Here is a 14,088-nt window from a genome sequence, read left to right on the forward strand (position 1 = left end):
TTGCGTCGCGGGGCCCACGCGCCCTGTGACGCAACGGAGGGGCCGCGGCAGGCGGCTCAACACGGCTCACCGCAGGCGCCTCAGCGGAACATCACCGAGTTGAAGCTCGGCGGGTTCGACCCGCCGGTGTTGGAGCTCGCATAGGTCCGCAGCTGGGTTTCGCTGATCGTGTGCAATCGGTCGCTGGAGGCCGTGTTGAGACACAGCGGATCGGCGATGATGAAGTATCCGGCCGGCGTCCTTCCCAACACGGTCAGCCAGTGCGAGAGCCGGGAACCGGTTTTGACGTTCTGGGTATACGGCAACCGACCGGCGTCGCCTCCACAGATCGACGGCACCCCTTGGCGGGCCGCCGCGATGGTGTCGTTGATCCCGCCGTGCCAGGCGGTGATGCCGTAGGTCGCGAAGGCCTTCTGGAACTGCGAGAACTCGGTGCCCTGGCCGTCCTGGGCGGTGGTCATTCCCATCCGGATGTAGCGGAAATTCCGAACAGCTCCGCCATGTTGAGCGACGCCGTTGTAGAGGTAGGCGTTGCCCGTCCAAGCTGCCGGCTGGATGCCGCGGCTGAGCAGGATCGTCATCGCCGCGGTCGGCCCGCAGTTGTTCCACTGGGCCGACCCGGTGCCCTGCTGCAGCATCGGGTAGCCGGGAACCCGCACCGCCGGCCGGAACAGGGCCGTCCAGCTGGCTGCCTCGATCGGGTAGGTGCTGTAGCCCGCGCCGCGCATGATCCGGAACGACGTCAGGTCGCGCATCAGCTGGGTGTTGACGGTGGAGGTGCCGTAATAGGTGCCGGCCGCGCCACTGCTGTGGGTGTAGCCATGCTTGAACAGCAACACCCGCGCCGCGCTGGCGTGGTTGGAGGTGGTGCCGACCCGCACCGCTACCCGGCTGCCGAGATAAGCAGTGGTGGCGTCGTCGCCGCGGCCGGTTGCTGCCAGCCCATGGCTCTTCTGATAGGCGATCAGTTGCGCCGTGAACGTGCTGTCGAACGTGCCGTTCACCACAACGCTGCTGACCCCGGCGCCGCGCAGCAGGAGCTTGAGCGCCCGGATGTCGAGCGGGTTCGATCCTGGGCCGATGGAGACGGTGCTGGCCTCGGCTGAAGACAGTGAGGACGCTCCGAAGAGCAGGGCTCCTCCGGTGGCCGCCAGCATGGCCCGTCTGGATGCATACATGAAGTTCCCCTTGATGGACCGGCGGGCCGACCCCTCAACCCCTGCGACAACCTGAAAATTCGCTGGGCGACTTGCCCGCAGGAAACCTAGCGACCCTGGGGTGCATTGGCAATGCATGTTCCTCGGCCAACTTTGCACTCCGGACTGCGGTTCGCCTCCAGGCGCGCGCTGAGGGCCCGAAATTCCGGGGAAGTGAGCATGGCCGAGGGGCGAACTGCAGTCGGAAAAGCAGGTCTGGCGAACGACACGCCCGCAGGGGGCTTGACCGTCCCCGGTCGGGGGGTGCAATGTTTGGCGCGTCGAATCCTCCGGGGTGGGGGAGCTTATGCCCCGGATTGGACAATCGACCCTTCCGCATCTACAGTTGGTAGTTGCGCTGCCCTCTTTCGGCCAACCCATTCCTCCGTCCGGTGACGATGATGCTGCGTTCTGCCCGCTCTGCGGCTGGAACTACGCCTCGCGAAGCCGAGCGATCGATGGCGAAAGCTGGACAGCCAACCGACCGCCCACCGGCCTGTGGAAGGACCCTCCTTGGCTGCCTCGCGTACTGCGACACAATCATTGTCCTCGGCAAAGACGGCTTCTGGCCGTCTGTCGTTCGCGACTATTCGCGAACCCTTGGAAATGCCCGACTTGCTCGCTCCTCAGACGGAGAGTTTTGACTGGCTGCTCGGCAACGAGCGCTGGCAGACTCGCGTCGCTGAGGCGAAAGCGCAGGGTCGGGACGACCTGAACGAGCGCTCCGGTCTGGAGGAGATCTTCGAGGAGATCTCGCCGATCGAAGACTTCGCTCAGTCGATGAGCCTCTCGTTCCGGGACCACCGGTTCGAAGAGGTCAAGTACTCCATTGAGGAGTGCAAAGAGCGTGACATGACCTACTCGGCGCCGCTGTTCGTCACGGCCGAGTTCATGAACAACAACACCGGCGAGATCAAGAGCCAGACGGTCTTCATGGGCGACTTCCCGCTCATGACCGACCGCGGCACCTTCATCATCAACGGCACCGAGCGCGTCGTCGTCTCCCAGCTGGTTCGTTCGCCGGGTGTCTACTTCGAGCGTTCGATCGACAAGACGTCCGACAAGGACATCTACTCGGCGAAGATCATCCCGAGCCGCGGTGCGTGGCTCGAGTTCGAGATCGACAAGCGCGACATGGTCGGCGTGCGCGTCGACCGCAAGCGCAAGCAGTCCGTCACGGTGCTGCTGAAGGCGCTCGGCCTGTCCGAGGCTGCGATCCTCGAGGAGTTCGGTCAGTTCGACTCCATGCGTCAGACGCTGGAGAAGGACAACATCGCCACGCAGGACGAGGCGCTGGTCGACATCTACCGCAAGCTTCGTCCGGGCGAACCGCCGACGAAAGAAGCGGCAGAGAACCTGCTGAACTCGCTCTACTTCAATGGCAAGCGTTACGACATGGCGAAGGTCGGTCGTTACAAGGTCAACAAGAAGCTGGGCCTCGAAGGTCCGCTGAGCGACTCGACCCTGTCGGTCGACGACGTCGTCGCGACCATCAAATACATCGTTGCGCTGCATGACGGTCAGACGACCCTGCCGGGCCGTCGCGACGGTCATGACGTCGACATCCGCGTTGAGGTCGACGACATCGACCACTTCGGCAACCGCCGCCTGCGCAACGTCGGTGAGCTCATCCAGAACCAGGTCCGTACGGGTCTGTCCCGGATGGAGCGCGTCGTCCGCGAGCGCATGACGACTCAGGACGTCGAGGCGATCACGCCGCAGACGCTGATCAACATCCGGCCCGTCGTTGCCTCCATCAAGGAGTTCTTCGGCACCAGCCAGCTGTCGCAGTTCATGGACCAGAACAACCCGCTCGCGGGCTTGACGCACAAGCGTCGTCTGTCCGCGCTGGGCCCGGGTGGTCTGTCCCGTGACCGCGCCGGCATGGAGGTCCGCGACGTTCACCCGTCCCACTACGGCCGCATGTGCCCGATTGAGACGCCGGAAGGCCCGAACATCGGTCTGATCGGTTCGTTGGCGTCGTTCGGTCGGATCAACCCGTTCGGTTTCGTCGAGACCCCCTACCGCAAGGTCACCTCGGGTCAGGTCACCGACGAGGTGCACTACCTCTCGGCCGACGAAGAAGACGAATTCGTGATCGCTCAGGCCAACGCGCCGATCGACGCCGATGGTCACTTCGTCGAAGACCGCGTACTGGTGCGCGCCAAGGGCGGCGAAGCGCAGGACGTTCCGCGTGACGACGTCGACTACATGGACGTCTCCCCGCGCCAGATGGTGTCGGCGTCCACCGCGTTGATTCCGTTCCTCGAACACGACGACGCGTCGCGCGCCCTGATGGGTGCCGCTATGCAGCGTCAGGCCGTTCCGCTCGTCAAGGCCGAGGCTCCGCTGGTCGGAACCGGCATGGAGTTCCGCGCTGCGCTGGACTCCGGCGATGTCGTACGCGCTGAGAAGGCGGGTGTGGTGCAGGAGGTTTCGGCCGACCTGATCACCATGGCTGCCGACGACGGCACCTACAACACCTACCGCCTGGCCAAGTTCGATCGCTCGAACGCCGGCACCTGCTACAACCAGCGGGCTGTCGTCAACCAGGGCGACCGTGTCGAGGTCGGTGGCGTGCTCGCCGATGGTCCGTCGACCGACGGTGGCGAGATGGCCCTCGGGAAGAACCTGCTCGTGGCATTCATGCCGTGGGAGGGCTACAACTTCGAGGACGCCATCATCCTGAGCCAGCGCCTGGTGCAGGACGACGTTCTCTCCTCGATTCACATCGAGGAACACGAGATCGACGCTCGCGACACCAAGCTCGGCCCGGAGGAGATCACCCGGGACATCCCGAACGTCTCCGAAGAGCTGCTGGCCGACCTCGACGAGCGCGGCATCATCCGCATCGGTGCCGAGGTTCGTGACGGCGACCTGCTCGTCGGCAAGGTCACGCCCAAGGGTGAGACCGAGCTGACCCCGGAGGAGCGCCTGCTGCGCGCCATCTTCGGTGAGAAGGCCCGCGAGGTCCGCGACACGTCGATGAAGGTTCCCCACGGCGAGACCGGCACCGTCATCGGTGTCAAGGTCTTCGACCGCGACGAAGGCGACGAGTTGCCGCCGGGCGTGAACCAGCTGGTGCGTGTCTACGTCGCCAACAAGCGCAAGATCACCGACGGTGACAAGCTCGCCGGTCGCCACGGCAACAAGGGTGTTATCTCCCGGATCCTGCCCGTCGAGGACATGCCGTTCCTCGAGGACGGAACCCCGGTTGACGTCATCCTGAACCCGCACGGTGTTCCGCGACGCATGAACCTGGGCCAGATCCTGGAATTGCACCTCGGTTGGGCCGCTAGCCGCGGTTGGAAGATCGACGGCAACCCGGAGTGGGCCGCCCAGATCCCGAAGGACGCCTATGAAGCGCCTGCGGGTTCGCGGGTCGCGACGCCGGTGTTCGACGGTGCGTCCGAGGGTGTCATCACCGGTCTGCTCGGTTCGACCAACGCCACCCGCGACGGTGACAAGTTGGTCAGCCAGAGCGGCAAGGCGCGACTGTTCGACGGTCGTTCGGGTGAGCCGTTCCCGGAGCCGATCTCGGTCGGTTACATGTACATCTTGAAGCTGCACCACCTGGTTGACGACAAGATCCACGCTCGTTCGACCGGTCCGTACTCGATGATCACCCAGCAGCCGCTGGGTGGTAAGGCGCAGTTCGGTGGTCAGCGATTCGGTGAGATGGAGGTGTGGGCCCTGGAGGCGTACGGCGCTGCCTATGCGTTGCAGGAGCTGCTCACCATCAAGTCCGACGACGTGATCGGCCGCGTGAAGGTCTACGAGGCCATCGTCAAGGGTGAGAACATCCCGGAGCCGGGCATCCCGGAGTCCTTCAAGGTGCTCATCAAGGAGATGCAGTCCTTGTGTCTGAACGTCGAGGTCCTGTCTAGCGACGGCCAGACGATCGACCTGCGTGACGCGGACCAAGAAGTCTTCCGCGCCGCCGAGGAACTCGGTATCGACCTGTCCCGTCGCGAGCCGAGCTCGGTCGACGAAGTCTGATCCACGACCCTGCGGGGCCTCACCCGAGGCCCCGCAGGACCGCAGCGATCACACGAACCTTTCTGAGTTAGAACCGAAAGAAGGAAGCACCAAGTGCTCGACGTCAACTTCTTCGACGAGCTTCGCATCGGCCTGGCAACTGCGGATGACATCCGCCAGTGGAGCCACGGCGAGGTTAAGAAGCCCGAGACCATCAACTACCGCACCCTCAAGCCCGAGAAGGACGGACTCTTCTGCGAGAAGATCTTCGGTCCGACCCGCGACTGGGAGTGCTACTGCGGCAAGTACAAGCGCGTTCGCTTCAAGGGCATTATCTGTGAGCGCTGTGGCGTCGAGGTGACCCGCTCGGCCGTGCGCCGTGAGCGCATGGGCCACATCGAGCTGGCCGCTCCGGTCACCCACATCTGGTACTTCAAGGGCGTTCCGTCGCGCTTGGGCTACCTGCTCGACCTTGCCCCGAAGGACCTCGAGAAGGTCATCTACTTCGCGGCCTACATGATCACCTCTGTCGACGTCGACCAGCGCCACAAGGACCTTCCGTCCTTGGAAGCGCAGATCGAGGTTGAGAAGAAGGAGATCGAGAACCGTCGCGACGGTGACGTCAACACCCGCGCTGCCAAGCTCGAGGCCGACCTGGCCGAGCTGGAGAAGGAAGGCGCGAAGGCCGACGTACGTCGTAAGGTTCGCGACTCCGCTGAGCGTGAGATGACGCAGATCCGTAAGCGTTCGGACCTGCAGCTCGAGCGTCTGACGCAGGTCTGGGACCGGTTCAAGAACCTCAAGGTCCAGGACCTCGAGGGCGACGAGACCCTCTACCGCGAAATGCGTGACCGTTTCGGCCTCTACTTCGAGGGCGGCATGGGTGCTGCGGCGCTGCAGAAGCGACTGGAGAGCTTCGACCTCGAAGCTGAGTCCATCGCGCTGCGCGACATCATCACCAACGGCAAGGGCCAGCGCAAGACCCGTGCGCTGAAGCGTCTGCGCGTCGTCACGGCGTTCATCCAGACGACCAACAGCCCCGCTGGCATGGTCCTGGACTGCGTCCCGGTCATTCCGCCGGATCTGCGTCCGATGGTGCAGCTGGATGGTGGCCGCTTCGCGACCTCCGACCTGAACGACCTCTACCGTCGCGTGATCAACCGCAACAACCGACTCAAGCGTCTGCTTGACCTCGGTGCGCCGGAGATCATCGTCAACAACGAGAAGCGGATGCTGCAGGAGGCTGTTGACAGCCTCTTCGACAACGGCCGCCGTGGTCGTCCGGTGACCGGACCGGGCAACCGTCCGCTGAAGTCGCTGTCCGACATGCTCAAGGGCAAGCAGGGTCGCTTCCGTCAGAACCTGCTCGGCAAGCGCGTCGACTACTCCGGCCGTTCGGTCATCGTGGTCGGCCCGACCCTGAAGCTGCACCAGTGTGGTCTGCCCAAGCAGATGGCGCTGGAGCTGTTCAAGCCCTTCGTGATGAAGCGTCTGGTCGACCTCGACCACGCGCAGAACATCAAGTCGGCCAAGCGCATGGTGGAGCGTCAGCGCGCCGAGGTGTGGGACGTCCTCGAAGAGGTCATCACCGAACACCCCGTGCTGCTGAACCGCGCCCCCACCCTGCACCGTTTGGGTATCCAGGCATTCGAACCGCAGTTGGTCGAGGGCAAGGCTGTTCAGATCCACCCGTTGGTCTGCACCGCCTTCAACGCCGACTTCGACGGTGACCAGATGGCCGTACACGTGCCGTTGTCGACCGAGGCGCAGGCTGAGGCCCGCATCTTGATGCTCTCGAGCAACAACGTGTTGAAGCCGGCCGACGGTCGCCCCGTGACGATGCCGTCGCAGGACATGATCACCGGCATCTTCTTCCTCACCTCTGAGGACGGAGAGGTCAGCGCCGAGGGTGCCGAGAACGGCGAACTCCGGACCTTCTCGACCGCTTCCGAGGCCCGCATGGCCTTCGACCGTGGCGAGATCAAGCTGGGCTCGCTGGTCAACATCCGCCTGCGCGACCAGGTTCCGCCGGAGGGCTTCGAGCTCCCCGAGGGAATCGCTGTCGACGACATGGGCCGCGCGTCGGGCTACGTCGTGCCGACCACGCTGGGTCGCGTCGTCTTCAACGAGACCCTGCCGGAGGACTACCCGTTCCTGAACGTGCCGGTCGACAAGAAGGTCCTCGGCGCGATCGTCAACGACCTCGCTGAGCGCTACCCGAAGGTGCAGGTTGCTGCTTCCCTCGACGCGCTGAAGGCCGCCGGTTTCTACCACGCGACCCGCTCGGGCTGCACCGTCTCCATCGACGATGTGCAGACCCCGCCGCGCAAGCTGGAGATCCTGGCCGGCTACGAGACCAAGGCCGCCAAGGTCCAAGGTCAGTTCGAGCGTGGTCTGATCACCGACGACGAGCGCCGTCAGGAGCTCATCGAGATCTGGACCCAAGGCACCAACGAGGTTGCTGCAGAAATGCAGAAGAACTTCGACGCCAAGAACCCGATCTACCGCATGGTGTCCTCGGGCGCCGGTGGTAACTGGTTCCAGATCCGTCAGATCGCCGGTGCTCGTGGCCTCATGGCCAACCCGAAGGGCGAGATCATCCCGCGCCCGATCAAGTCCAACTTCCGCGAGGGCTTGTCGGTGCTGGAGTTCTTCATCTCCACCCACGGAACGCGCAAGGGTCTTGCCGACACCGCGCTGCGTACGGCCGACTCGGGTTACCTGACCCGTCGTCTGGTCGACGTGTCGCAGGACGTCATCATCCGCGAGGCCGACTGTGGCACCGACCGTGGTCTGGTGTTGCCGGTCGCTCAGCGTGGCGTCGACGGTTCGCTGATCGAGGACGAGAACGTCGAGTCTTCGGTTTACGCCCGCAACCTTGCGGTCGATGTCGAGAAGGACGGCGAGATCCTCGCCGCAGCCGGTTCCGACCTCGGTGACGTCAACCTCGACAAGCTGCTTTCGGCCGGTATCGAGAACGTCAAGGTCCGCTCGGTGCTCACCTGTGAGTCCCGCGTCGGCACCTGCGCGATGTGCTACGGCCGTTCGCTGGCCACCGGCAAGCTGGTCGACATCGGTGAGGCGGTCGGCATCATCGCCGCCCAGTCCATCGGTGAGCCCGGCACCCAGCTGACGATGCGTACGTTCCACACCGGTGGTGCGGCTGCGGCCGACGACATCACCCAGGGTCTGCCGCGCGTCGTGGAGCTCTTCGAGGCCCGTACGCCCAAGGGTGTCGCGCCGATCGCGGAGGCCACTGGCCGCATCGCGATCAACGACGACGACAAGGCTCGGACCCTCGTCCTCACCCCGGACGACGGCTCCGAGGAGCAGACCTACCCGGTCAGCAAGCGTGCGCGCCTGTTGATCGAGGACGGTCAGCACGTCGAGGTCGGTGCGCTGCTGGTGCAGGGTGCGATCGACCCCAAGCAGGTGCTGCGCATCCTGGGTGCCCGCGAGGTGCAGAAGCACCTGGTGGACGAGGTCCAGGGCGTTTACCGCCAGCAGGGTGTGTCGATTCACGACAAGCACATCGAGGTCATCGTGCGGCAGATGCTGCGTCGCGTGACGATCATCGAAGAGGGCGACACCAACCTGCTCCCGGGTGAGCTGGCCGAACGTGGCCGGTTCGAGGACGCGTCGCGCAAGGCTGTCGCCGAAGGCGGCCGTCCGGCGTCCGGTCGTCCCGAGCTCATGGGTATCACCAAGGCGTCGCTGGCCACCGAGTCGTGGCTGTCGGCGGCCTCCTTCCAGGAGACCACGCGAGTGCTCACCGAGGCAGCGATGCACGGTCGCAGCGACCCGCTGCTCGGCCTGAAGGAAAACGTGATCCTCGGAAAGCTGATCCCGGCCGGCACCGGTTTGAACCGCTACCGTAACCTTTCGGTCGAGCCGACCGAGGAAGCGAAGCAGGCTCTCTACGCCCTGCCGGACTACCAGCCCTACGACTACCCGGTCTTCGGCCCGGGCAGTGGCGAGGCGATCCGACTGGACGACGAGGCTCTCGGGTTCACCGACAACTGAGTCACTCCATAAAGGGCGCCCCCTCCCGTTCGCGGGAGGGGGCGCCTTCCTCTTTTCGCCGAGATAACTGGTTGCCGCTGATGTAACTCCCTGCAGGGAGTTACATCAGCGGCAACCAGTTATCTCGGCGGGAGGGTGAGGGGCGGATGCCCTTCGCGTGGAGGATGCGCAGCATCTCGCTGCCGTGTTGTTGGTATGCCGCGTTCCAACCCCATCGGGCGACCATGCTGACTTCGCGCAAGCGATCCTCGCGCTGCTTCTCCTGCCAGACCGCCTTGGAGGGGTCGCCGTCCTCAGCAAGGTCGGCGCCGTACTTCATCGCGCCATCGCATTCGCCGAGCACTCCGGGCCAACCGAAGTCGGATCGACCGAGGAACTCGTCGTTCGGGCCCAGTGTGATGACCTGCAGGTCTGGCTTGGGCAGCAAGTTCATGAACATCACGCCTCGGCTGAGGGATTCGAGCGGAGACTCTGCGCGCGGGTCGGCAAGGCAGGCGATCGTGCGTGCCATGGTGCGACCGCGTGCCCCCGGTCGCAGGTCCTGGGCAACCCGGAACATTTCCGTAGCGGTGAATGTCCGGTTCCGCACCGCGTGATCGGCGGCCGCGAGCGCGTACGGGATGGGGAGCGTACGAGCGAGGTCGAGGACCGTACGCAACGGGCTGGTGACTCGAAACCCGTTGAGCTCCACTGACTCTGGCATCTCGCCCGCGCGGTGAACCACCAGGGCGCCCTGGGTGGTTCGGGTGGGTGCGGGGGCGGTCACCTCAACCCCCTTCGGCATCGGGCCGACGATCGGAATTCCCCAGAGCGCGGCGGCGGAACGGTGCGACACGACGAGCTGGTCTTGCCACGCAGGGCCGCTGGCATGGATGAGCAGAGCATGCTTTTGGTCGCGCTGGCACTGAACCCATTGCGGGGTGGGGTAGTAGGCGCCCCTGCGGATCTTGGTGTAGCCCTTCGTCGTGAGGCCGCCGACCTCGCGCAGGCGCCGGTCGGTGAACAGGATCAGTTCGGGGTTCACGACCGAGAGGCTGCCAGGGTTTGGCTGGTGGTGTCGGAGGCCCTGTGGACAACTCGGCGAGACAACTACTTGCCGGTGAGCCAACTCCCTGCAGGTAGGTGCCTCACGGGTAAGTAGTTATCTCGGCGGGAGGGGGCGGGCGAGGGGAGCGGGCGGGCGCGGGCGCAGATCAGGCCGGGTAACCCTCTGGGTTGCCTGACTGCCAGCGCCAGGTGTCCGCGCACATGTCGTCGATGGACTTCTCTGTGCGCCAACCGAGTTCGGTGTTGGCACGGGTCGGGTCGGCCCAGTAGGCCGGGAGGTCGCCGGCGCGGCGGGGGCCGATTTCGTAGGGCAGCTCGTGGCCGACCGCGCGCTCGAAGGCGTGGAAGAGGTCGAGAACGGAGGTGCCGACGCCGGAGCCGAGGTTGAACGCGCGGACCGGGGTGGCCATCGACGAGAGGTGCTCGAGGGCGGCGAGGTGGCCGGCCGCAAGATCGACGACGTGGATGTAGTCGCGCTCGCAGGAGCCGTCAGCAGTGGGGTAGTCGCCGCCGTGCACCGTGAGCTTTTCGCGCCGGCCCACCGCGACCTGAGCGATGAACGGCATCAGGTTGTTCGGAATGCCCTGCGGGTCCTCGCCGATGCGGCCGCTCGGGTGGGCGCCGACCGGGTTGAAGTAGCGCAGCATCGCGATCCGCAGGTCGGGGGTCGCGGCGGCCACGTCGGTGAGGATGCGTTCGTTGATGACCTTGGTCCAGCCGTACGGCGAAGAGGAGGCGAGCGGCTCGTAGTCCTCGTGATAGGGCACCGGCGCGTTGTCGCCATAAACCGTCGCCGAGGAGGAGAACACCAGATTGTTGACCCCGTGGCGCGCCATCGCGCGGACCAGGCTGAAGGTGCTGTCGAGGTTGTTGCGGTAGTAGTCCAGCGGCTTATCGACGCTCTCGCCGACGGCCTTGAGTCCGGCGAAGTGGATCACCGCGTCGAACCGTTCCTCCGCAAACAACGCGTCGGTCTTGTCGGGGTCGCAGAGGTCGAACACATGCAGCGGGATGTGGCCGCCGGTCAGCTCCTCGACCCGGGCAACCGCGGTCACCTTGGCGTTGTCGAGGTTGTCGACGATCGTCACGTCGTGGCCCGCTTCGCGCAGCGCGACGACCGTGTGCGACCCGATGTAGCCGGCTCCACCGGCAACCAGAACATGCATGGCGGTCACTCTAGAGGTGGGACCACTACGCTTTCCTTGTGGCATCTCAGATCCTCACCGTCTGCACCGGCAACATCTGCCGATCCCCGTATCTCGAGCGCTCCCTTGCGGTCGCGCTCGACGGCAAGGACTACGTCGTACGCAGCGCTGGAACCCGCGCGCTGGTCGGCCACCCGATCGAGCCCGGAAGCCTGGATCTCTTGCAGCGCAAGGGAATTGACGACGGTGGTTTCCGATCTCGCCAGCTCACCCCGGAGATGATCGCCGGTGCGGACTTGATCCTCACCGCCACTCGCGGCCACCGGGCCGAGGTAGCGCAAATGAACCCGAAGGGGCTGAAGTACACCTTCGCCGTGGCCGATTTCAGCGACCTGGTTGCTGGAGTCACGCAGGTGCCGGAGTCCAAGGGCAGCTTCTTCGGACCGGCCGACGACTCCTATCTCGGCCGGCTGGTCGACTTCACCGGTCAGCGGCGAACAAGCATCCACCCGCGCGGGGAGGACGAGGCCGACATCGTCGACCCGTTCCGCCGCGCGCCGCAGGTTTTCGAGCAGATGGCGAGGCAGATCGAGGCCGTGCTGCCGTCGATCGTGCGCGCGTTGTTGTTGGAGAGCTAGATCGCGTAGTCGTCCTGGGTCTTGGTCCGGAGAACGGCGCGCTGCCGCAGCAACGCCCACGCGACGGGCGCGAGGATCAGCGCGGCGCCGCCGATGATGCCGACCGTGGTCGGTGGCACCTTCAACATGGTCAGACCGGTGAGGCTGAGCACGATCACAATGCCGCCCTTGATCACTGACGGCGCGATCACCCGGGAGAGTCGCGCGCCGAGGAATGTGCCGGGAGTGCCGCCGAGGATCAGCGGAATCAACACGCCCCAGTTGACGCCCTGCGAGGCGACGTGGGAAATCGCGGCGGCCAGAACCAGCGGGACCGCCTGGACAAGGTCGGTGCCGACCAGTCGCCGCGCGGAGAGCCCGGGATAGAGCATCACCAGGGCAACCATGATCAGCGATCCGCTGCCGACGCTGGTGATCCCGACGAGCAGTCCGCCGACGGCGCCGATGAGAACGGTCGGGAGGGCGCGGATGGTCACGGTCGACCCGGCCCGCCGACCAACCCGCCCGCTCGCGTCGAGGTAGACGCGCAGCGCATAGGTGGCGGCGGTCAGCAGCAAGGCGCCGCCGATGATCAGTTTGAGGTTGGCTTGTTGGGTTTCGCTGTCGCCGAGCAGGTGGACGATCTGCCCGCCGATCAGTGCGGTCGGGACGGATCCGATGACCAGCAGTTTCACCAGCCGCAGGTCTGGGGCGCCGGACTTCCAGTGCACGCTCGCGCCGACCGACTTGTTCACCGCGGAGGCGACCAGGTCGTTCGCGACCGCAGTCGTCGGCGGGACACCGAGGAAGATCAGCGCCGGCGTCATCAGGGCGCCGCCGCCCATCCCGGTCAGGCCGACGACGATGCCCACGCCGAACGCGACGGCGAGCAGGCTGGGGAACTGGTGGGAGAGGTTCACCGGGCGATCAGGTCTCGGACAGCTCGTACGGCCTCGGCCACCGGCACCTGCGCGGTGTCGATGCGCAGGTCGGCGTCGGTGGGCGCCTCGTACGGCGCGCTGATGCCGGTGAAGTCGGGGATCTCGCCGGCGCGGGCGCGGGCGTAGAGCCCCTTGCGATCGCGGCGCTCGCATTCCTGCAGCGAGGTCGCGATGTGCACCAGGATCATCCGTCCACCGGACTGCTCGACCATCGCTCGGACTTCTTGGCGGGTGGCGTCGTACGGCGCGATCGGGCAGGCGACCACCACCCCGCCGTGGGCGACGAGTTGGGCGCCGACCCAGCCGATCCGGCGGATATTGCGGTCGCGGTCGGCGGGCGAAAAGCTGAGCCCGGCGGACAGTTCGCGGCGGACTTGGTCGCCGTCGAGCAAGGTGACGGTCTCGCCGTCTCGTACGAGCGCCTCCCGCAGTCCGCGCGCGATGGTCGACTTCCCGGATCCGGACAGACCGGTCAGCAGAATGAAAGTTCCTGCAGGGGAAGGGGATTCGTGGGCGCTGAGGAGTGACGCGCTCAGGCCGTAGGCCCGCTCGATCTCCGCTCGGCGCTCGGGGTGGGCCTCGAGGTCGACCGGCACGGCGATGACCTCCAGCCCGCTGCGCAGCGCCGCCTGCAGTCGCTTGATTGCGGCGTGGCCGGGCTGGTGGCTGGGGGAGAGCGGGACCAGCAACACCGTGTTGGGGGATGCGCCCTCGGCGATGCGGTCGGAGGGGACGTCGACCCAGAGTGCTTGGGCGGGAGGTTTCGACACGGGCTCGGCTAGCGCCTCGCCCGGCTCACCCAACGGAGGCGCCTCGCCCGGCTCACCCAACGGAGGCGCCTCGCCCGGCTCAACCAACGGAGGCGTCGACGCCCGATAGAGCTCCGCGAACGGCAGGGACTCATCCGGATGCCACTCGAACCCGCCGTCGACGACGGTTGCGTAGGGCGCGCCCTCGAGGTCGACCACCACATCCCCCGGGGAGAGTGGCGGCAACGAGGGCGAGGCGACCAAGCCCAGTCGCAGCAGGGCCAACTCGTCCAACTCGGAAGCCGACACCTGCACCTCGCGAGCAGTGTTCGTCACGGGGAAGTCTCCTTGGGGTTCTGCGATGTGGACGCACTCGGCATCTCAAAACGTTA

Annotated in this window: 8 protein-coding genes; 3 read left to right on the plus strand and 5 right to left on the minus strand. The window is 65.8% G+C overall.

Annotated features, from left to right (window positions below):
* Positions 1-80: 80 nt before the first annotated feature.
* Entirely contained in the window at positions 81-1,178 is a 1,098-nt protein-coding gene (locus ACYU98_RS06070; protein ID WP_460467289.1) for a peptidoglycan-binding domain-containing protein, read from the minus strand.
* Between the two features lie 531 nt (positions 1,179-1,709).
* On the opposite strand from ACYU98_RS06070, the gene rpoB reads away from it, so the two are divergent.
* A complete protein-coding gene (gene rpoB / locus ACYU98_RS06075; protein ID WP_460467290.1) occupies positions 1,710-5,195 on the plus strand; it encodes a DNA-directed RNA polymerase subunit beta in 3,486 nt (1,161 codons plus the stop codon).
* A gap of 93 nt (positions 5,196-5,288) precedes the next feature.
* Positions 5,289-9,197, plus strand: a complete 3,909-nt coding sequence (locus tag ACYU98_RS06080) for a DNA-directed RNA polymerase subunit beta' (protein ID WP_460467291.1) — start codon at positions 5,289-5,291, stop codon at positions 9,195-9,197.
* Between the two features lie 100 nt (positions 9,198-9,297).
* Here the strand turns inward: ACYU98_RS06080 and ACYU98_RS06085 are convergent, their stop codons facing one another.
* Together ACYU98_RS06085 and galE are read right to left on the minus strand one after the other, a co-directional pair.
* Complete coding sequence (locus ACYU98_RS06085; RefSeq protein ID WP_460467292.1) at positions 9,298-10,221, minus strand: hypothetical protein; 924 nt, start codon at positions 10,219-10,221, stop codon at positions 9,298-9,300.
* A 169-nt stretch (positions 10,222-10,390) separates the two neighbouring features.
* Positions 10,391-11,410, minus strand: coding sequence for a UDP-glucose 4-epimerase GalE (gene galE / locus ACYU98_RS06090; RefSeq protein WP_460467293.1), 1,020 nt, complete (start codon positions 11,408-11,410; stop codon positions 10,391-10,393).
* A gap of 38 nt (positions 11,411-11,448) precedes the next feature.
* Between galE and ACYU98_RS06095 the strand changes: the two genes are divergently transcribed.
* Positions 11,449-12,027: an arsenate reductase/protein-tyrosine-phosphatase family protein gene (locus tag ACYU98_RS06095; protein ID WP_460467294.1), complete on the plus strand. Its 579-nt coding sequence runs from the start codon at positions 11,449-11,451 to the stop codon at positions 12,025-12,027.
* On the opposite strand, the gene ACYU98_RS06100 is transcribed toward ACYU98_RS06095, so the two are convergent.
* On the minus strand, positions 12,024-12,926 hold the full coding sequence (locus ACYU98_RS06100) for a sulfite exporter TauE/SafE family protein (protein ID WP_460467295.1): 903 nt from the start codon (positions 12,924-12,926) through the stop codon (positions 12,024-12,026). The two genes, ACYU98_RS06095 and ACYU98_RS06100, sit on opposite strands and share 4 nt — an antisense overlap.
* Positions 12,923-14,032, minus strand: a complete 1,110-nt coding sequence (gene cysC, locus ACYU98_RS06105) for an adenylyl-sulfate kinase (protein WP_460467296.1) — start codon at positions 14,030-14,032, stop codon at positions 12,923-12,925. Before cysC ends, ACYU98_RS06100 begins: the two co-directional genes overlap by 4 nt.
* Between the last annotated feature and the right edge of the window lie 56 nt (positions 14,033-14,088).

The sequence above is a fragment of the Calidifontibacter terrae genome (genome assembly GCF_054778835.1).